This window comes from Rhodobacter capsulatus (assembly GCF_005144475.1).
GTDB lineage: Bacteria > Pseudomonadota > Alphaproteobacteria > Rhodobacterales > Rhodobacteraceae > Rhodobacter > Rhodobacter capsulatus_C.
In genome coordinates this window covers 1-20208 of record NZ_SWJZ01000121.1, presented here as the reverse complement: position 1 = coordinate 20208, position 20208 = coordinate 1, and the positions used below count along the sequence as shown (strand labels likewise).

Annotated in this window: 16 protein-coding genes and 1 riboswitch; of the genes, 8 read left to right on the top strand and 8 right to left on the bottom strand. The window is 68.6% G+C overall.

The annotated features are described in order from the left end of the window. The 5 genes from moaA to torC all read right to left on the bottom strand — a co-directional run. The coding region (gene moaA / locus FBT96_RS19325; RefSeq protein WP_136909552.1) for a GTP 3',8-cyclase MoaA at positions 1-824 on the bottom strand (824 nt) is incomplete at its 3' end. Further along, on the bottom strand, positions 814-1380 hold the full coding sequence (locus FBT96_RS19320; RefSeq protein ID WP_136909550.1) for a DUF2478 domain-containing protein: 567 nt from the start codon (positions 1378-1380) through the stop codon (positions 814-816). The genes FBT96_RS19320 and moaA, both read right to left, overlap by 11 nt. 99 nt (positions 1381-1479) lie before the next feature. Continuing rightward, complete coding sequence (torA, locus tag FBT96_RS19315; protein ID WP_136909547.1) at positions 1480-3951, bottom strand: trimethylamine-N-oxide reductase TorA; 2472 nt, start codon at positions 3949-3951, stop codon at positions 1480-1482. Then, positions 3948-4577 carry a TorD/DmsD family molecular chaperone gene (locus FBT96_RS19310; protein WP_212635414.1) on the bottom strand — a complete coding sequence of 210 codons (630 nt, stop codon included), beginning with the start codon at positions 4575-4577 and terminating at the stop codon, positions 3948-3950. The genes torA and FBT96_RS19310 overlap by 4 nt, the downstream gene beginning before the upstream one ends. Further along, complete coding sequence (gene torC / locus FBT96_RS19305; RefSeq protein ID WP_136909545.1) at positions 4574-5746, bottom strand: pentaheme c-type cytochrome TorC; 1173 nt, start codon at positions 5744-5746, stop codon at positions 4574-4576. The genes FBT96_RS19310 and torC overlap by 4 nt, the downstream gene beginning before the upstream one ends. A 246-nt stretch (positions 5747-5992) precedes the next feature. Here torC and dorR point away from each other — a divergent pair, with 246 nt between their 5' ends. Further along, positions 5993-6691, top strand: a complete 699-nt coding sequence (gene dorR, locus FBT96_RS19300) for a two-component system response regulator DorR (protein WP_136909543.1) — start codon at positions 5993-5995, stop codon at positions 6689-6691. Positions 6692-6931: 240 nt separating this feature from the next. Here the strand turns inward: dorR and FBT96_RS19295 are convergent, their stop codons facing one another. Beyond that, complete coding sequence (locus FBT96_RS19295; RefSeq protein WP_136909541.1) at positions 6932-9391, bottom strand: hybrid sensor histidine kinase/response regulator; 2460 nt, start codon at positions 9389-9391, stop codon at positions 6932-6934. Between the two features lie 253 nt (positions 9392-9644). Further along, positions 9645-9740: riboswitch (TPP riboswitch) on the top strand. 46 nt (positions 9741-9786) lie between these two features. On the opposite strand from FBT96_RS19295, the gene thiM reads away from it, so the two are divergent. The 6 genes from thiM to FBT96_RS19265 are packed head-to-tail and all read left to right on the top strand — an operon-like array spanning position 9787 to position 14322. Then, positions 9787-10593, top strand: a complete 807-nt coding sequence (gene thiM, locus FBT96_RS19290) for a hydroxyethylthiazole kinase (RefSeq protein ID WP_136909539.1) — start codon at positions 9787-9789, stop codon at positions 10591-10593. Further along, complete coding sequence (thiE, locus tag FBT96_RS19285; protein WP_136909537.1) at positions 10590-11201, top strand: thiamine phosphate synthase; 612 nt, start codon at positions 10590-10592, stop codon at positions 11199-11201. The genes thiM and thiE overlap by 4 nt, the downstream gene beginning before the upstream one ends. After that, complete coding sequence (thiD, locus tag FBT96_RS19280) at positions 11198-11995, top strand: bifunctional hydroxymethylpyrimidine kinase/phosphomethylpyrimidine kinase (protein WP_136909535.1); 798 nt, start codon at positions 11198-11200, stop codon at positions 11993-11995. Before thiE ends, thiD begins: the two co-directional genes overlap by 4 nt. Position 11996: 1 nt before the next feature. Continuing rightward, complete coding sequence (locus tag FBT96_RS19275; RefSeq protein ID WP_136909533.1) at positions 11997-12920, top strand: ABC transporter substrate-binding protein; 924 nt, start codon at positions 11997-11999, stop codon at positions 12918-12920. Continuing rightward, the gene (locus FBT96_RS19270) at positions 12917-13606 is read left to right on the top strand and encodes an ATP-binding cassette domain-containing protein (protein WP_136909531.1); all 690 of its coding nucleotides are present in this window, start codon (positions 12917-12919) and stop codon (positions 13604-13606) included. The genes FBT96_RS19275 and FBT96_RS19270 overlap by 4 nt, the downstream gene beginning before the upstream one ends. Next, positions 13606-14322: an ABC transporter permease gene (locus tag FBT96_RS19265; RefSeq protein WP_169583634.1), complete on the top strand. Its 717-nt coding sequence runs from the start codon at positions 13606-13608 to the stop codon at positions 14320-14322. Before FBT96_RS19270 ends, FBT96_RS19265 begins: the two co-directional genes overlap by 1 nt. Before the next feature lie 14 nt (positions 14323-14336). On the opposite strand, the gene FBT96_RS19260 is transcribed toward FBT96_RS19265, so the two are convergent. Continuing rightward, positions 14337-15575, bottom strand: coding sequence for a PAS domain-containing protein (locus FBT96_RS19260; RefSeq protein WP_136909527.1), 1239 nt, complete (start codon positions 15573-15575; stop codon positions 14337-14339). 337 nt (positions 15576-15912) lie between these two features. Between FBT96_RS19260 and FBT96_RS19255 the strand changes: the two genes are divergently transcribed. Further along, positions 15913-19410, top strand: a complete 3498-nt coding sequence (locus FBT96_RS19255) for a GGDEF and EAL domain-containing protein (protein ID WP_136909525.1) — start codon at positions 15913-15915, stop codon at positions 19408-19410. Positions 19411-19417: 7 nt separating this feature from the next. On the opposite strand, the gene FBT96_RS19250 is transcribed toward FBT96_RS19255, so the two are convergent. Then, positions 19418-19765, bottom strand: a complete 348-nt coding sequence (locus FBT96_RS19250) for a hypothetical protein (protein WP_136909523.1) — start codon at positions 19763-19765, stop codon at positions 19418-19420. Positions 19766-20208 lie beyond the last annotated feature (443 nt).

Below are 20208 nucleotides of genomic sequence, written 5' to 3'. Positions count from 1 at the left end.
GTGTAAAGCTCGCCCTTGCAGGTCAGCCGCACCCGGTTGCAACTGGTGCAGAAATTGTGGCTGAGCGGCGAGATGAAGCCGATCCGTTGCCCGGTCTCCGCCACCGTCACATAGCGCGCCGGGCCGCCGGTGCTCAGCCCGGTGTCGGTCAGCCGGAACCGGGTCTCCAGATACGCCCGCACGTCATCGAGCGGCCAGAACTGGTCAAGCCGGGTGCCCGCAGGGATGTCGCCCATCGGCATCAGCTCGATGAAGGTCAGATCGCAGTGATGCGCCGCCGCCCAGTCGGTCAGGGCAAAAATCTCGTCGTCGTTCACGCCCTTCAGCGCCATCGCATTGAGCTTCACCCGCAGCCCCGCCGCCTGCGCGGCGGCGATGCCCGCAAAGACCGTCTCGATCCGGCCGAACCGGGTCAGGCGGGTGTATTTCTCGGCCTGCAGTGTATCGAGCGAGACATTCACCCGCTTCACCCCGCACTCGGCCAGGGCCTGCGCATGGGCGGCCAGCTGCGTGCCGTTCGTGGTCAGCGTCAGTTCATCGAGCCGCCCGGCGCGCAGATGCGCCCCCATCGCGGCAAAGAAGGTCCCGATGCCGCGGCGCACCAGCGGCTCCCCCCCGGTGATGCGCAGCTTGCGCACGCCAAGACCGACAAAGGCCGAGCAGAGCCGGTCCAGTTCCTCAAGGCTCAGCACCTGATTGCGCGGCAGGAAGGTCACGTCCTCCTTCATGCAGTAGGAACAGCGCAGGTCGCAGCGGTCGGTGACCGAGACCCGCAGGTAACGCACGTCGCGGCCGAAGCCGTCGCAAAGGGGATCAGGCAGCATGGGCAACTCCCCGGCTGTCGTCCAGCCAGTGATGCAGGGTGGTTTCGTCGGGCACGAGCAACAGCGCCGCGCCCTCGGTGAAGCGGGTCCAGTCGGACAGGTTGCGCGGATGCAGCGCGGTCAGCACCGGGATCTCGCGCGCCAGCGCCGCGGCGATCACGTCGCGAAAGCCGCGGCCCTCGGCCTCGGCCTTGCCGAAGCGGTTCAGGATCAGAAGATCCAGCCCGGCGTCGATCTCGCCCAGCAGATCCTGCGCGACCCCGGCCAGCGCGCCGAAATCCAGCCGACAGCCGGTCGAGCCGGGGCCAAGCGGCTGGGCGACGGGGGTGCGGTGGCCGCTGGCCAGCGCCAGAAGCGCCATCTCGGCGCAGCGGCAGCCCGCCGCGGTGGCCGGACGTTCCTGCACCACGCCGCCGACGCGCAGGCCCTGCGCGATCAGACGACGGGCAAAGCCCGCCAGAAGCGCATCGGGCGGCGTGTCCTGATAAAGGATCGCGGCCAGCGGGCCGATCGCGGCGCTTTCGGGGCGGTCGGGAAAAAGATCCTGCGCGGTCATGTCCTTGGTCCTTCGGGGCCCTGGTCCTTGGGGCAGCACCGCGCCCGCAGGCGCGGTGGAGGGGAGGGCCCCGGGGGGCCCTCCGTCAGGCGAAAGGGCTTATTCGGCCGCCTTCGGCGCGACGAAGCCGGTCAGGGTGACGGCGGGGCCGGTGTATTTCTCGACCTCGGCCAGCACGGTCTGACCACAGTTCCCCTGCGCCAGTTTCGAGGTGCCGATATCGGCCGAAAGCACGTTGACGTCGCCATATTTGTCAAGCGTGCCCGCCTCGGTCACGTCCGAGGGATCATACCAGCCACCTTCGTAGATCTGGATCACCCCCTTCATCACCGCATCGGTCACCTTGACCCCGGTCAGGATCTGGCCGCGATCATTGTGCACCCGCACCACGTCACCATCGGCAATGCCGCGCGCCGCGGCGTCGTCGGGGTGCATCAGGCAGGGCTCGTGGCCCTGAACCGCATAGCCTTCGCGCAGCACCGTGCCATTGAGCTGCGAATGCAGCCGGTTGAACGGGTGCGAAGCGGCGATGTGCAGCGGATATTTCGCCCCCGGCCCGTCGAGCCGTTCCAAGGGTTCCATCCAGGTCGGATGCGCCGGGCAGTCGTCATAGCCCATCTTCTCGATGTTCTTCGAATAGATCTCGATCAGGCCGGTCGGCGTGCCAAGCGGGTTGAGCAGCGGATCTTCGCGGAAGCTCGCATAACGGACGAAGTCGGCGCCGTCGGTGACCGGGAATTCCACGATCCCTTCCGCCCAGAAGGCGTCGAAATCGGGCATCTCGACCCCGCCGGCTTTGCCCTGCTTGGCGGCATCGTCGTAGAAGGACTTGATCCAGCCCATCTCGTCCTTGCCCTCGGTGAACTCCTTGCCCTTGCCCAGCCGTTCCGAAACCGCGGCGAAGATGTCGTAATCGCTGCGGGCTTCGTAAAGCGGCTCGACGATCTTCTTCATCGCCAGAATGCCGGTGTTCGAATAATCGCCGATCGTCTCGATGTCGTTGCGCTCGTAGCTGGTCGTTGCCGGCAGCACGATGTCGGCATGCCGCGCCGTGGGCGTCCACTGGAAGTCATGCACGACGAAGGTTTCCAGTTTTTCCCAGGCCTTGACCATGCGGTTGCGGTCCTGATGGTGGACGAACGGGTTGCCGCCGACCCAATAGGCCATCTTCACGTCCGGGAATTTCGAGCGCGTGCCGTTGAAGTCGAATTCGGCGCCGGGATTTTCCAGCATGTCGACCACGCGCGCCACCGGGATCACCGAAGCGCCGCTCGCCGCCAGCCATTCCGGCCCCTTCGTCGCCGCGCCGCCATCGGTGATGCCCGACAGCGCCGGACCGCTGGTCGAGGGCGTGCCGCCGCCCGAATAGTGATAGGACAGCCCGAAGCCGCCGCCCGGCAGCCCGATCTGACCGAGCATCGAGGCCAGCGTCACCAGCATCCAATGCGCCTGTTCGCCGTGATGCATCCGCTGCATCGACCAGCCCGCCGCCAGCATCGTGCGTTTCGATTTGAAGAGCCGCGCCAGTTCCTTGATCGTCTCGGCCGGAACGCCGCTGATCCCCGCGGCCCATTCGGCGGTCTTCGGCGTGCTGTCGGTCTCGCCCATCAGATAGGGCAGGAACTTGTCGAAGCCCGAGGTGTAGTTGGCGACGAAGTCCTTGTCATACAGGTCTTCGGCCACCAGCGTATGCGCCATGCCCAGCATGATCGCCACATCGGTCTGCGGTTTCGGCGTGACGTGCTCGGCGCCGAAGAATTCGACCGTCTTGGTGCGGACCGGGTCGATGACGATGACCTTGGTGCCCTTGGCCTTGAGCGCCTCGAGCCCCGGATAGGCGCCATGTTCGGGGATCACCCAGCCGATCTGGCTGGTCTTGATCGGATCGGCGGCCCAGAACACCATGACTTCGGTGTTTTCCGCCAGCACCGGCCAGGCGGTCTGCTGTTCATAGACTTCGAGCGTGCCGACCACATGCGGCATGATCACCTGCGCCGCGCCGGTCGAATAGTCGCCCGCGCCGTTCACATAGCCGCCCGCCAGCGTCAGCATCCGGCGCAAAAGCGTGGTGCAGTTGTGCAGCCGCCCCGGGCTTTTCCAGCCATAGGAGCCGCCAAAGACGCCCTGCGGACCATAGGTCTCTTCGACGCGTTTCACCTCGGCGGCGACCAGGTCGAGCGCCTGATCCCAGCTCACACGGACGAAATCGCCGTTGCCACGGGTGGAGCGATCGGCATTGACGCCTTTTTCAAGGAATTCGCGCCGCACCATCGGATATTTGATCCGCGTCGGCGAATAGATCGAGTCCAGCACACCTTCCAGCATCGGCGTCGGATGCGGGTCTTTTTCCCAGGGGGTGAAGGCGGTGGCGCGGCCGTTTTCGACCGTGGCGGTGAAGACGCCCCAGTGGCTGCCCGACATCACCGTGCCATTGGCCAGCGCCTCGGCGCGGGCGCCCTTGGCCAGAAGCGACGGGCCGAACATGCCCAGCGCGCCCGCGGCGACCGAGTAGCGGAGGAAGGCGCGGCGGGAAAGCTCTGCGCGCAGCTCGTTTCCGGAAATCTTCGTCATTTGACTGTCCTTTCTTCCGGTTGGGGGATGAGTTCGTCGTGATCCAGCGCCGCCAGCAGCAGCGCCGCAGCCCCGGCCCAGAAGCCGGTGCGATCCTCGGCCCGGACCGCGGCGCAAAAGCCGGGCAGCCAGAGCCGCAGCCGGTCTCGCAGCGGCTCGGCGCGCGGATCGGCATGGGTTTCAAGATGGGCGAGCAGCATCAGCTCGACCGAGAGATGGTCGGGCGCCTCGCAGCAGCCCTCGGCCAGCCGCAGGTCGCAGGCGGCCAGAAGGGCGGTCATCTCGGCCACCGGGGCGCGAAACAGCCCGCCCTTGCTCCAGGCCGAGTCGTTCGGCGCCAGCGTGCGCTTGCCGCCAAGGCCAAGGAAGAGCCCGTTGAAGGCGATGGTCAGCCGCGTCTGCAGCTGCGCCGTGTCCTGCGGCACCGCCAGCGCGGTGCGGATCTGGGCGACCGGGGCGGCAAAGGCCGGTTCGGTCGCCAGCGCGGCCAGCCATTTCCGCCCCGCCCCGTCGCGCAGGGCGGCCAGACGGTCGGCAGAGGGCGCGGCTAGGAAGACCTCGGCCAGCCAGTGCCACAAGAGCGCGCGATCGGCCAGGGCGGCGGGGGGAAGGGTCATCACGGTCATTCCTCCGCCTCCCCGCCCATGTCTTTCGCATGCATCTGCACGTATTTCTGCACCAGCCGGAACTGTTCCTCGTTCAGGGGCGCCTTGGGCTTCATCGCATTCAGCGTGCCGATCCACTGGTTCGCCAGGAAATGGTTGGTATGGGGCAGCACGTGGCAGGTGCCGCAGGCGGCGCTGAACATCGAACCCGCATAGGACCAGACCTTGTCGAGACTGTCGGTCAGATTGCCGTTCTTCACCCAGACCGTCAGCGTGCCATCGGTCCAGACCTGATCGGTGTCGGGATCGGTCATGCGCGCGCCCGGCACCACCGCGGCCACCGCCGTCGGCGCCAGCGCGACGTTGAAGATCCGCCGGCCCTGCGCGGCGTAAAGCATCCGCTCGGCACCTTCTTGCTGCCAGCCTTCCAGCTTGACCTGCAGCGCCTTGCCCGAGACCGCCGCGACCACCATCGGCGTCGCCGCGATCACCTTGCCCGCCGCCTTCACGCCGTCCTTCGGTTCCTCCAGATAAAGCTCGACCGTTTGCAGCGGATAGACCGTGTCGCCCGCCTTCGGCCGCAGCTGCCCCGCCTCGGCCTGAAGATCCTCGAACAGCTTCTTGTAGCCCGAGGACATGTCGGGCAGCTTGTGCGCGATGCCCTTGTGGCAATCAATGCAGGTGCCGCCGTCCAGCATCGCCTGCTGCATCTGCTTCGCGCCCTCGGGCTTCGCCTGATGCGCGAAATCCATCGCCTCGAAACTGTGGCACGACCGGCAACCGACCGAGTCATTCGCCTTCATGTCGGCCCAGACCGTTTCGGCCATCTCCAGCCGGTGCGCCTCGAATTTCTCGGGCGTGTCGACCTTGCCGGTGATCTCGCCCCACAGATCCTTCGCCGCCAGCACCTTGGCGCGATAGAGCCGCCAGCCCGATTTCGGCACATGGCAATCGGCGCATTCGGCGCGCACGCCCATCGGGTTCGAATAGTGGACGGTGGTCTTGTATTCTTCGAAATTGCCCTGCATCGAGTGGCAGGACAGACAGAATTTCGTCGTCGTGGTCTGTTCCACGGCATAGTGGAAGCCGTTCCAGCCCAGCGCGCCGACGAAGGCCCCGCCCAGCACCAACGTGCCCAGTCCCCAGCGCGTGCTGGGCCTGCGCATCACGCCCCAGATTTTCCTGATCACTTTCGCCTCCGGTCTTGCCGTTCCGGGGCCCGTTCCAGCACCGACGCCGCGCGTCCGGTCCTGTCACGGTCCGCCCCGTTCGAGTCCCTGTCTGGACCTGCGATGTGAACCACGTTGCGTCCGGTTGTGAACAGGATGAAAAATCCTGTGAACAGGATGTTAAAACCCGGAAAACCCACGGGAAATCGCACGAAAATCATTGCCGGGCCGGGCTTTTGGCGCGATGACGGGGTAAGGGGGGCCGTGATGAAGACGTCCTATCATATCCTTGTCGTCGAAGATGATCCGGTGGGGCGGCAGACGCTGGCCGCCTATCTGGTGAAGGACAATCACCACGTCAGCGAGGCGGGCGACGGCGAAGAGATGCGCCGCGTCTTCGCGCGGGGCGATGTCGACGTGATCTTGCTCGACATCAACCTGCCGGGCGAGGACGGGCTGTCGCTTCTGCGCGAATTGCGGCGGCAATCCGAGGTGGGGGTGATCATGGTCACCTCGCGGCGCGAGGATGTGGACCGGATCGTGGCGCTGGAACTGGGCGCCGATGATTACGTGACCAAGCCTTACAACATGCGCGAGATCCTGCCGCGCACGCGCAATCTGGCGCGGCGGGTGACGGCGGCGCGGGTGGTGAAGGCGGATGAGTCGAAAAAGACCTTCGAGGGCTGGACGCTCGACATCGCGCATTGGACGCTGAACGATCCGGCAGGCGAGGCGGTGAAGATGACAAGGGCGGAATTCGAACTGCTGGCCACCTTCGTCACCCATCCGGGCCAGGTTCTGAGCCGCGATCAGCTGATGACGCATGTGAGCCGGCGCGGGCATGAAAGCTTCGATCGCACCATCGACGTGCTGGTGCGCCGGGTGCGCCGCAAGATCGAGCCCGACCCGGCGAAACCCCGGCTGATCGTCACCGTGCACGGGCTGGGCTACGTGTTTTCGGCATAAGATCCGCAAGGCGGGTTCGGGCGGATCAGGAAAGGCACCGCCTTTCCCCGCCCGTCGGCGCAGCGGCGCGGCCACGACCGTTTCCGCAAGCGTGACAGAGGCCAGCGCCCGGCCCGGCGGGCGAGAAGCGCCCGCCATGGGCGGGGCGGGCGCTGGCCGGGACGCTTTGGCGCCCCGGCAGTCGCGGGACCAATGGCCCGCAAGACCTCGGCGATGGCCTCGGTCAGATCAGCGAGGGTCTCAGCCCGCGATCTCGGCCCAGATCGCCTCGACCAGACCCACCGCCGCGCGGCACGACAGGATCAGATCGGCCACCGGCCCGGCCAGCTCGGCGCTGCGCCGCCCCGAGGCGGAGGCCAGCATCTCGGCCCGCTCGGCCTCCTCGGCCAGCGCCAGAAGACCGACATGCCGCGCCGAGCTTTTCAGCCGATGCGCGATCATCGCCACCTCGTTCCAGCGATCCGCCTCGACCGCCGCCTCCAGCGCCGCCCCGGTGTGCACCAGACTGGCCTTGAAGGTGGCGACGATCCGCCCGGTCGGCGCGGGCCCCAAAGCCTCGGCATGGCCGCGCAGCACCGTCAGATCGACCAGCCCCAGGCCCGCGCCCTGCCCCGCCCCCTCGGCCCGCGCAGGCCCGCCCGAGCCGATCGGCCGCGGCGAGGCGAAGCCGGTGACCCGGCGCAACAGATCCTCGAGCCGGGCAAAGGGGAAGGGTTTCGCCAGAAATCCGCCGATCCCCGCCGCCGCCAGCGCCGCCGCATCGACCGCGGGCCCATGCGCCGAAAGCGCCGCGATCGGCAGCCGCGCAATTGCCGGGTCGGCGTGGGCGCGAATGGCGCGGCCCAGATCGAAACCGCTCAGATCGGGCAGGTTGAGATCGGTCAACACCAGATCGAAGCCCTGCCCCGCCAAAGCCTGCAAGGCCGCCTCGCCGGTTTCGGCCAGCCGCACCTGATGCCCGGCCTGCCGCAGCAGGGTCTCGGTCACCAGCCGGTTCACCGCGTCATCCTCGACCAGCAGCAGCCGCAGCGCCTGCGTCGGCGGCGTCGCCTCGGCCCGCGCCCGGGCACAATCCGCCCCCTGCCGCACCGCCAGATCAAGCGGCACCACCAGCCGGAAACAGCTGCCCTCGCCCGGATGGCTTTCGACCGTCAGCTCGGCCCCCATCATCTCGGCCAACCGCCGCGAGATCGCCAGACCCAGCCCGGTGCCGCCATGCTTGCGCTCGATCGAGCTGTCGGACTGGGTGAAGGGACGGAAGATCTGCTCCAGCCGCTCGGGCGCGATGCCCGGGCCGGTGTCGCGCACCGAAAACCGCGCCAGCACCCGCCCCGGCGTGCGCGAGATCAGATCGAGCCCGATCACCACCGCCCCCGCCTCGGTGAATTTCACCGCATTGCCCGCCAGATTGAGCAGGATCTGCCGCAGCTTCGCCGGATCGCCGCTGACGCAGGGCAAGGCCTGCGGGCAATCGACATGCAGCAGCAGCCCGGGCTTGCGCGCGACGAGCGGCTCGATCACCCGGCCGACCTCGGCCGTCACCTCGGCCAGCGGAAAATCGACCCGTTCCAGCATCATCCCGCCCGCCTCGATGCGGGAATAATCAAGGATTTCCGAGACGATCGAGGTCAGCACCCGGGCCGAGCGGTCGATCGCCTCGACATAGCCCGCCGCCCGGGGGGGCAGCGCGTCTTGCCGCAACAGCTCGACGATGCCACCGATGGAATGGATGGGGGTGCGGATCTCGTGGCTCATCGTCGCCAGGAAATCGGTCTTCGCGCGGGCCAGCGCCTCGGCCTCCTCGCGGGCGCGGCGTTCGTCGGTGACATCGGTGAAGCTGATCACCGTGCCCAGAAACTTGCGCGAGACATCGAGCATTTCCTGCGTCGAAACCGAGACCCAGCGCCGCCCGTCGATCGTCTCGATCTCGTGCTCGGGCAGAAGCGGGCCGATGCCGCGCGGATCAAGGCCGAAGAGCGCGCGGAAGCTGCGCCGCGCCGCCGAACCGTAATAGACCGAGCCGGGCACGACATCCCGTGACAGCAGCAGCGCCGCGGCGTGGTTCATGTTCTCGATCCCGCCCTCGGCATCGATCAGGAAGACCGGGGTCTGGATGCTTTCGAAAATCGTCAGATACTTGTTCTTCTCGTTCACGACGCGCTGGTTTTCGGCCAAAAGCCGGTCGTGATCGGCATCGACGACGCCGCGCCCCCATTGCGTGCAGATGCCGATTTCGGCGCGGTCGAAGAAGCCGCGCAACAGCCGAAGATACAGCGCCTCGGTCGCGGCGGGAAAGCCCGTCAGCTGCACCAGCCGCAGATAGCTGTCACGGTAGCCCTTGAAATTGCTCAGAAACATCGCAAGCGGCACGCCGCGCAGCCCGTGCCTGCGGGCAACGTCAATGCCATAGACGGTCGAGGGATCGTCGCCGATGTTGCTGTCGTAATCCACCTCGGCGGCGCCGCGGGTCTCCAGCATCAGCGCGATGGCGCCATTGAGCCCCTGCACCGAGGCCCGCCAGGCCTCGGGCAGTGTCGAGACATGGGCGTTGTAGCTGCGGGTGATCGAATAGGCGATGTGCATCTCGATCAGCCGGGTTTCGTTCGCCTGAAGGAACCGCGTCAGGGCGGCCAGATCGGCGGCGGCGGCTGCCTCCTCCGCTGCCGGGGGGGCAAACTGGCCTTGATGTTCGGATATCATTCGCAACGTCCAGATCGTGGCACCCCTGCGGGTGCGTCTTGTCTTGCCGGTCCCCCGGCGCCAACCCCAGCCGCGGCGCGCGGCCGCCTCATCGTCACGAAACAGCTTTCCCGTTAACGCAGCCGGGCCCGGTCCGCCTTGATCGGGATCAAGCGCGCCCGGCGCGGCCCCGACACGAGCGGCAATCCGCGCGGGCGCTGCGGAAACTTCCTTGCCCGGGCACTGGACAAGCCCGGCCATCCGTGTTTCCTTGCCCCTGCGACAGGGGCGTCCGGGGATCCGGGCTGAGAAGCACCCTTTGAACCTGAACCAGATCATGCTGGCGTAGGGAGTCCGCAACCGGTCCCGGACCCAGCGTCCGCCCGGCTTCGGTCTTCCGCGTCATGGGAGGACCGATGACCGAAACCGGACCGTTCGCACATGTCGGACAGCAGCTTGCGCAGATGCGGGCCGCCGCGCCGCTGGTGCACAACATCACCAATTTCGTCGCGATGAACGTGATGGCGAATGTGCAGCTGGCGGCGGGGGCCTCGCCCGCGATGCTGCATGCTTTGCCCGAGGTGGCGGAATTCGCCGCGCTCTGCGGCGCGCTGACGGTGAATATCGGCACGGCGGATGCCGACTGGGCCGAGGGGATGGTGCAGGCGGCGCGGGTGATGCACCGGCTCGACCGCCCCTGGGTGCTGGACCCGGTCGGCATCGGCGCGACGCAGTTCCGCAAGGATCTGTGCGCCCGGCTGCTTGATCTGCGCCCGACGGTGATCCGCGCCAATGCCTCGGAGATCCTGGCGCTGGCGGGGCTGGGCGGGCAGGCGCATGGCGTCGATGCGCGCGACACGGTCGCGGCGGCCGAGGTGGCGGCGCGGGATCTGGCCGGGCGGACGGGCGGCGTCGTCGCGGTCTCGGGGCCCATCGATTACGTCACCGACGGGAGCCACGCCTTCCGCATCGGCAATGGCCATCCGCTGATGCCGCAGGTGACGGCGCTGGGCTGTTCGCTCAATGGGGTGATCGGCGCCTTTCTGGTCGGGCAAAAGCCGCTGGAGGCCACGGTGGCGGCGCTGGCTTACTATGGTCTGGCGGGCGAGATCGCCGCGCAGACCGCGCAAGGCCCGGGCAGTTTCGCCGTGGCTTTCCTCGACGCGCTGGCCAATCTGACGCCCGAGGCGCTGAGCGCCGGGGCAAAGGTGAGCGCGGCATGATCGGGCCCATCTACGTCATCACCGATCCGGGCGCGCCCCTTTCCGTGCCCGATCAGGCCAGGGCGGCGGCCCACGGCGGCGCCCGCGCGGTGCAGCTGCGCGACAAGACCGCCCCGGATGCAGATCTGCTGGCGCTTGCCCGGCAGCTGTTGCCCGAGCTGCGGGCGCAGGGGGTGAAGCTGTTCCTCAATGACCGGGTCGAGGTCGCGCTGGCCGCCGGGGTCGATGGGCTGCACATCGGGCAAGGCGACGGCGACCCCGTGGCGATCCGCGCCCGGATCGGGGCGGGGATGCTGCTGGGGCTCTCGATCGAGACCGAGGCGCAGGCCAGCCGCCTGCCCGGCTGCGTCGATTACATCGGCGCGGGGCCGGTGCGGGCGACGGCGACGAAACCCGATGCCGCCGCGCCCTTCGGCTTTGACGGGCTGGCCCGGATCGCCCGTCTGGTGTCCGTGCCGACGCTCGCCATCGGCGGGCTGACCCTGGCCGACATTCCGGCGCTGAAAGCTGCGGGCGTTGTCGGGATGGCCGTCGTTTCCGCCGTCACCCGCGCCGCCGACCCCGAAGCCGCCTGCCGCGCGCTGGTGCAGGACTGGAGGCCGAGATGATCCCCAACATTCTTTCGATTGCCGGCTCCGACCCCTCGGGCGGGGCGGGGATTCAGGCGGATCTCAAGGCGATTTCCGCCAATGGCGGCTATGCGATGGCGGCGCTGACCGCGCTCACCGCGCAAAACACCCGCGGTGTCAGCGCCGTCGATCCGGTCCGGCCCGCGATGGTGACGGCGCAGATCGCCGCGATCCGCGCCGATATCCGCATCGACGCGGTGAAGATCGGCATGCTCGGCGACGGCACGATCATCGCCGCCGTCGCCGCGGCGCTGGCGGGGCTTGCCGCCCCCGTCGTCCTTGATCCGGTGATGGTGGCGAAGGGCGGCGACCGGCTTCTGGCCAGTGATTCCGTCACGGCCCTGCGCCAGATCCTGCTGCCCCGCGCCGCGGTGATCACCCCGAACCTGCCCGAGGCGGCCGATCTTCTGGGCTGCGCCGTCGCGCAAAGCCGCGCCGAGATGGTCGCGCAAGCCCGCGGGCTGCGGGTGCTGGGCGCGCGGGCGGTCTATCTCAAGGGCGGGCATCTGCCCGGGGCCATCTGCCCCGATCTGCTGCTGGATGCGCAGGGCGAGGTCTGGTTCGAGGCGCCGCGCGTCGAGACACGGAACACCCATGGCACCGGCTGCACCCTGTCTTCGGCCTTGGCGACGCAGCTGGCCCGCATCCCCGATCTGCGCCAGGCCGCCGCCGCCGCCCGCAGCTATACCCTGCGCGCCATCGCCGGGGCCGACCGGCTTTCGGTCGGACAAGGCCATGGCCCGCTGGATCATTTCTTTGCCCAAAGGTCATAAGATGAAACCCCTGTTGCTTGCCCTTTTGCTGATGGCCCCGCGGGCCGAGGCCGCCGACAGCCTGTCGGTCATGCTCGATTGGTTCGTGAACCCCGATCACGGGCCGATCATCGTCGCCGCCGAGCGCGGCTATTTCACCGAGGCCGGGCTTGATGTCACGATCATCCCGCCCGCCGATCCCTCGGACCCGCCGAAGATGGCCGCCGCCGGGCAGGTCGATCTGGCGATCAGCTATCAGCCGCAGCTGTATCTGCAACACGCCGCCGGGCTGGGCCTGAAACGGGTCGGCACGCTGATCGATGCGCCGCTTTATTGCGTCATGGCCGATGCGGCGGGGCCGGTGCAAACCATGGCCGATCTGCGCGGCCGCAAGGTCGGCTATTCGCTGGCGGGGATCGAGGCGGCGCTGATGCAACGGATGCTGCGCCACAACGGCGTCGATCCCGCCGAGGTCGAGACGATCAACGTCAATTTCGCGCTGACGCCCGCGGTGGCGACGGGGCAGGTCGCGGCGGTCTCGGGGGCGTTTCGCAATTTCGAGCTGCATCAGATGGCGGCCGTCGGGCATCAGGGCCGCTGCTTCCTGCCCGAGGAAAACGGCGTGCCCGCTTATGACGAGCTGATCTATCTGGCCCGCGCCGATCTGGCGGATGATGACCGCATCGCCCGGTTTCTGGCCGCAACGGGCCGCGCCGCCGCCGAGATCGCCGCCGATCCGCAGGCGGGCTGGGACACGTTCCGCGCCCATGCGGCGGAGCTTGACGATCCGCTGAACGCGAAAGCCTGGCCCGACACCTGGCCGCATTTCGCCCGCGATCCGGCGGCGCTCGATGCCGCGCGCTACCGCGATTTCGGCGCCTTCCTGGTGGAAACCGGGCTGATCGCCACCGCCCCGCCGGTGGAGACGATCGCGGTGGGCAAATGACCGTTGCGATCGCGGGTCAGGTCTGGCTGGGCGATCGCCCGCTGCTGCGCCAGCTTGACCTGCGGCTGACCCCGGGCTGGACCTGCCTTCTGGGCGCCTCCGGGGCCGGGAAATCGACGCTTCTGCGGCTCTTGGCCGGTCTGCCCGTCGCGGCCCGGCTGGAGGGCACCCGGCAGGCGCCCGACCGCATCGGCTGGATGGCGCAAAGCGATCTGTTGCAGCCGCGGCTTTCGGTTCTGGCCAATCTGCGGCTGATGGCGCGGCTGCGCGGCGAGCCCCTGCCCCGCCCCCGGGCCGAGGCGCTTCTGGCCGCCGTCGGGCTGGCGGGCCGCGGTGCCGACCGGCCGGACCGGCTTTCGGGCGGCGAGCGGCAGCGGTTGGCGCTGGCCCGGGTGCTGGCCGATGACGCGTCCTTTGTCGCGCTCGACGAGCCCTTTTCCGCGCTCGATGCCCCCACCCGCGCGGCGATGCAGGATCTGGCGGCGCACTGTCTTGCGGGCAAGACCGTGGTGATGGTGACGCATGATCCGACCGAGGCGCTGCGGCTGGGCGACCGGGTTTTGCTGTTGCAAGACGCCCTGCTGCACGAGATCCCGCCCCTGCTCGGGCCGCGTCCGGTGCCGCTTTCCGATCCGGGGCTGGCGCAGGCGGCGGCAGCGCTTCTGGCGCGGATGCGGGGGGCGTGATGGCGCGCCTGTGGCCGGTTCTGGCGATCTTCGCGCTGTGGCAGGCGGTCAGCGCCGCGGCGCTGGTGCCCGCCTTCGTGCTGCCGCCGCCGCTGCGGGTGTTCGAAACACTGTGGCAAGAGCGCGGCCTGATCGGGCAGCACGCCCTGACCACCCTGGCCGAGACCGGCGCCGGGCTGGCGCTTGGCATCGGCCTTGGCGTCGCGCTGGCGCTGGCGATGGCGCTGGCGCCATGGCTGCAACGGCTGATCGGGCCGGTGCTGGCGGGGGCGCAGGCGCTGCCGGTCTTCGTGCTGGCGCCGGTGCTGGTGCTGTGGCTGGGCTACGGGCTGGGGCCCAAGGTGGCGATGGTGGCGCTGCTGGTGGTGTTTCCCGTCGCCTCGGGCCTGCATGACGGGCTGTGCGCCACGCCCGCGCCGGTGCTGGATCTGGCGCGGATCGCCCGGGCGTCACGGCTGCGCAGCCTGATCTGGCTGCGCCTGCCGCATGCGCTGCCGCAAGGGGCCGCCGGGCTGCGCATCGCCGTCACCTATGCGCCCACAGGGGCGGTGATCGGCGAATGGGTCGGCGCGTCGCAGGGGCTGGGCTATCTGATGCTGATGGCGAATGCGCGGATGCGGATCGATCTGATGTTCGCCGCGCTGCTGGTCATTCTGGCGCTGACATTGCTGCTGAACCGGCTGACCGACCGGACGCTGGCGCGGGCGGGGCTGTGACGGCCCCGCCAAGCTTACATCGCGCGCTGCGTGCGCTGGAACATCCGCATCGCCGTGCCGATCCCCTCCGAGAGCCGCATGATCGTTTCCAGCCGCAGCCGGATGTCGGAATGCGACACGTCGAGCTGGTCGATCGTCGCCGACAGCTGCGTGTTGGCGCCGCGCATCCGCCCGGTCTCCACCCGGCCCAGCACCCGGATCGTGTCCAGCCCCAGCATCTGACGGCGGATCTCGGCGCTGGCGCGGCCCAGCACCTCGGCATGGGAAATCGCCTGTTCCATCGCCGTCCCGGTGTTCTGCTGTGCCTGCGTCTCGATCGCGCACAGGGTCTGGCGTTCCAGCGCCCAGTCGATCCCCGGCACCGGCGTCGCATCGGCGAAGTTCTGCCGCATCTCCGACAACACCCGATGCGCGCCGATCAGGAACAGCGCCTTCGACGCCTGCCGGGACACCCGGTCGCACAGGTTGTCGGGCCCGGCCACGAAGCTGCGCAGCCGTTCCGAAATCACCTGCGACGAGCTGCGGTAGTTTTCCGAAATCGCCGAGACCGGCCCGCCCGACGGCTCCAGCCGCGAGGCGATGATCCGCATGTTGTTGGGCACCGATTGCAGCGCCTCGAAGCTGCGCAAAAGGTTGCGCTGCTCGCGCGAGACGTCTTCGAGCGAGGTGTTCAGCGCGATCAGCTGCGCGGTGCGGGCATCGGCCGGACGGCCCAGCCGGGCATCGCGGGCCGCCAGCTCCTGCCCCATCGCCGCGGCCATGAAGCTGGTGTAGCTGGAATATCCGGCCGCGGCGGCAAAGTCGCGCAGCGCCCGTGCCCCCGCGGCCGGGTCGAGCCCCTCGGCGCGTTCGCGCTGCGCGATCTCGGCATAGATGTCGCGGACCCGGGCAAACAGCGGCGTCGAGGGTTTCAACCGCACCGACAGGAACCCGCCCGCGACCGGCAGCAGCACCGCGAAGACCCAGTAGAAATCGCCGTTGCGGGCGCGGTTCTTCACATAGCCGCCCACCGGATCGCCCTTGCCAAGCGCAGTCCACAGGATGCGGAACACCCCGCGCGGCGTGTCGGGATGGCGCACGACCTTGTGCGGGGCGCCCAGAAGATCGCTCCAGCCATAGCCGGAGACGCGACGGAAGACCTCGTTGCCGGACAGGATCACGCCGCGCGGGTCGGTGCGCGAAAAGAACAGCTCATGGAAGCCGAAATCGGCTTCCCCCTCACGGGTGAGGGAGGACGGATTGACTACATTCATCGGGGCTCTCGTTGAGTGGGGGGAGGGTCGCTTGCCGTGGATGGTGGCCCATCCTAACCGCGGGATCGTTAGCCAAAGATTGACAAGGACCCTTGATCACAAAGGCGTTTTTCGGCCCGAGCGGGCGACGGGGGGCGATTGCGGGCCAAAGCGCCGCCCGTCGCAGGGGTCGGACAAAATGTCGCAACACCCCCGCGCAACGCCTGCGTGTGCAGGGCGATCGCCCCGAACGCCCCGCGCGAAATCGCTCCGATCCTATCCTTTTGCACAGTTGGAAACGCCGCCTTAACAGGTTCCGGGTTTTGTGAGTCGCATCCATTCGAAGGGTCCGTTCCCGATGTCCCTGACCTCCACGCCGCTCATCGCCCTGCTCGCCGCCTGTCCCGGCGCCGCTTTCGTCGTCTCGTCTCCGGGGCGGATTCTGGCCGCCAACGCCGAGGCCGACCGGGTCTTCGGCGCGGCCCGACCCGTCGTCGCGGGGACCGGGCTGTCCGGCCTGCGTCTGGCCGAGGTGATCCCCTGCGCGCTGGGCCACCGGATTCTGGCGGCGCTGCGGGGCGGCGGGATCCGGGCCGCGACGCGGTTCCGGCTGGCGCTTGACCGCGCCGAGGGCCGCCCCCATGACGTCGAGGCGCTGGTCTGGCCCGCCATCCCGCCCGACACCGCCGCCGCCCCCCCCGCCGAAACCCCCGCCGACACGTCCGCAGGTGGTCCCGGGCCGCTCTGGATCGTGCTGGTGCTCGACATGGGCGCGCAGGCGCTGGCAGAGGGCGGCGGGCGGATCCTCTGCACCGGCCTTGCGGCGCTGCGCGCCACCGAGGAAGCCCGGCGCAAGGCCCGGGAAAGCGCCGAAATCCTGCGCATCTCGACCGAAAACAGCGATCTGGCGCCCTGGGTCTATCATCCCGGGCAAGGCCGCGGCGAGCCGAGCCCGCATCTGGCGGCGATGCTCGGCCATCCGGCCGGGACGCGGCTGGATCTGGCCGGGCTGGCCGCGCTGATCCATCCCGAGGATCGCATCAGGATGCGGCGGGCCTTCGTCGCGCTGACCCGCGGGCACACCGACCGGTTGAGCCAGGACATGCGCCTGCGCCGCGCCGATGGCGACTGGGCCTGGGTGACCGCGCGCGGCTACCGGATGCCGCGCACGACGCCCTGCCAGCCGGTGACCCTGTGCGGCAGCCTGACCGACATCAGCGCCCGCAAGGCCGACGAGGCGCTGGTCGCCCGCACCCTCGCCGAGGCGCTGCATGCCCGCCGCCGCGCCCAGCAACGCGAGGAAATGCTCCGCACCTCGGGGCTTTGCGCCGGGATCGGGCATTTCTGCGCCAGCCAGCTGCAGGGCGAGGCCTGGACCCCCGACGAGACCTACCGGCTGTTCGGCTTCGAGCCGGGCGAATTCCCCGCCACCGATGCGGGCTGGCGCAGCCTGATCCACCCCGAGGATCTGCCCGGGGCGATCACTGCGATGGAGGATCTGAAGGACGGCCGCACGACGCTTTACGACCACGAACACCGGCGGCGGCACAAGGACGGCAGCTATCACTGGTATCGCGCCGTCGCCCGCCGGGTCGAGCGCAGCGATCTGGGCCTGCCGACGCTGATCGCCGGGGCGCTGATCTGCATCGATCAGGCCAAGGAAACCGAAATCCGGCTGGCCGATGCCGCCGATGCCGCCCGGTTGGCGCGCGAGCGGCTCGATACCCTTGCCGACAATGCGCCGGGCGCGCTGTTCGAATGCCGGATGGCGGCCTCGGGGCAGATGATGCTGCCCTATTTCAGCGCCCGGCTGCCCGATCTGGCCGGGGTCTCGGGCATCGAGATCCTGTGCGACGCCTGCGCCGTCTTCCGCCATGTGCCGCAACAGCAGATGACGCGGCTGTTGCGCCGCGCGATGACGGCGCTGCGCAGCGGCGCCGCGATCGAGATGCGGCTGTCGGTCCGCCATCCCCACCGCGGCCTGCGCTGGGTCAGCGTCGCGGCGGCGCCGTTCCACCGCGACGATGCCTCGGTGTGCTGGTTCGGGCAGATCCTGGACGTCACCGAGAATGTCGAAACCGAGGCCCGGGCGGCGCTGGCCGCCGAGGCGGCGCTGAAAGCCCATGCCCGGCTTGCCTCGATTGCCGCGGTGGCACCGGCCGGACTATACGAAATCGAACGTTATCCCGACGGTTTGGCCACGATTCCCTATGCCAGCCCGCATTTTCGCAACCTGCTGGGCCTGGATCACCGCGACACGATCCGGCTGGGCGAAGGCGCCGACACCGCGCAGGAGGTCGAGCTGGACGACCTGCCCGCCTTCCTGACCCGGGACGCGGCCACCCCGGCGCAGCAAGGCGGCGCGACGCGGCGGTTCTGCATCCAGCATCCGCTGCGCGGCGCGGTCTGGCTGTCGAATTCGGCGACGGCGAAACCGCAGCCCGATGGCACCGTGGTCTGGACCGGCGCGCTGCACGATGTCACCGGCGATGTCCGCCGCGAGGCCGAGCTGCATGACGCCTATCGTCTGGCCGAGGATCGGCGGCAGGAAAACGAATGGCAGGCGCTGCATGACGGGCTGACCGGGCTGCCGAACCGGCGCTATTACGATCAGGTGCTGGCGAACCGGATCGAGCAGGCCCGGGCCGGGGGCAAGGCGGGCTGCACGCTGATCCGCATCGATCTGGATCATTTCAAGCATGTGAACGACACGCTGGGCCATGATGCGGGCGATCTGGTGCTGCGCCGCGTCGCCGAGGTGCTGCGCGCCAGCCTGCGCCCGGGCGATTTCGCGGCCCGTCTTGGCGGCGACGAATTCTCGGTCATTCTGGCGCGCGGGCTCGGCCGCGAGGATGCCGGGGCGTTGATCCGACGGATTCAGGCGCGGCTCGTCGAACCGCTGATGTTCGCCGGACGGCAATGCCGTTTCGGCGCCTCTTTCGGGATCGCCGAGGCCGAGGATCTGGCCAGCACCGGCCCCGAGATCCAGTTCTTCGCCGATGCCGCGCTTTACCGGGCCAAGGAAACCGGCCGCAACCGGATGGAATTCTTCACCCCCGAGCTGCATCAGAACCTGCGCCGCGACCGCGAACTGGCGGCCGAGATCCAGGAAGGGCTCGACCGCAACGAATTCGAGCCGTTCTTTCAGGCGCAGGTCTCGGCCCGCGATCACCGTCTGACCGGGGTCGAGACGCTCTTGCGCTGGCGCCATCCCGAGCGCGGCCTGCTGACGCCCCACGCCTTCATGCATGTGGCCGAACAGCTGCGTCTGGTGCCCGAGATCGACCGCGTGGTGATGGAACGCTCGCGCGAGTCGCTGGCCTTCTGGCGCGAACGCGGGCTGATCGTGCCGAAAATCAGCTTCAACGTCTCCTCGGGGCGGATGCACGACCCCGATGTGGTGCAGGCGGCGCAGACGATCGCGCGCGGCGAGACGCGGGTGACCTTCGAGCTGCTCGAATCGATCCTGGTCGAGGATGAAAGCGATCTCTTCCGCTTCCATCTCGACGCGATCCGCGAGGCCGGCATCGACATCGAGATCGACGATTTCGGCTCGGGCCATGCCTCGATCATCGGGCTGATGCAGATCGGCCCCTCGGCGCTGAAGATCGACCGCCGCATCGTCGAGCCGTTGGGCCGCGATCCGCAGGCGCGCAATCTGGTGCGCGCGATCATCGAGATCGCCGAGACGCTGGGCACCGCCACCGTGGCCGAGGGCGTCGAAACCGAGGCCCAGGCCGAGATCCTGCGCGATCTGGGCTGCGACGTGCTGCAGGGCTACCTGTTCTCGATGCCGCTGTCGGCGCCCGATTTCGCCGCCTTGTGGCAGCGCAACCGCAAGCGGCTGCCCGCCTGAGCCCGGTTCAGGCGGGCTCGTCGCGCCCGCGTCCGAAGCCTGCGGGGAAGGTCAGCACATTGCCCCGCGGCGGCGGATGCGCTTCGGCATGCCAGGCTTCCTGCGCGCGCAAAAGCCGGGTCTCGACCTCTGCCAGACCCTGACTGTGGCAATAGCGGGCCAGCTCGTCGATCACCTCGCCCAGCCAGCGTTCCTGCTGATCCTCGGCCAGCACCTGGCTGCGCGGCCCGCATTGCGCCACCAGGGCGACCCGCGCCGCCTGCAGCCCGGCGGCTGTCGAGCGCATCGACTGGATTTCGCAATGCGCGATCAGATCGTCCAGAATCGGCAACAGCCAACCATGACCTTCGAACATCGGTAACACACACCTTTCACCGTCTGCCCGCAGCTTCCCCCGGTTTCGCGTTTCGGGCAACCCTGAACCGACGCGCCGCCCCCGCCGGAAGCTTGCGCCACCGCCTTGGGGGAAGTGGTTGAAATGCCGCGATGTTTGGCCGCGCGGCTAATGAATTTACAGAATTGACCAAATGAATGATAATATATTTACTGTTTTCCTTCGTAAATTTAAGGGTTTACAGGCATCATCACATTCTGTTTACAATATCCTTGAGGCGTGATGCCAGGGCTTCGGCCCGGCGCCTGTGGCGCAAGCGGCATCACTGGGAGGATGGAATGGGGAGGATGGAATGGGGCTGCAAAACCAGGTGATCGCCGCACCGGCGCTTCGGGAGGTTCCGGCGGGGTTTGAGACGGCGCATGCGAATGGCGCGAAATACCTCGAGATGTATCGGGAATCGC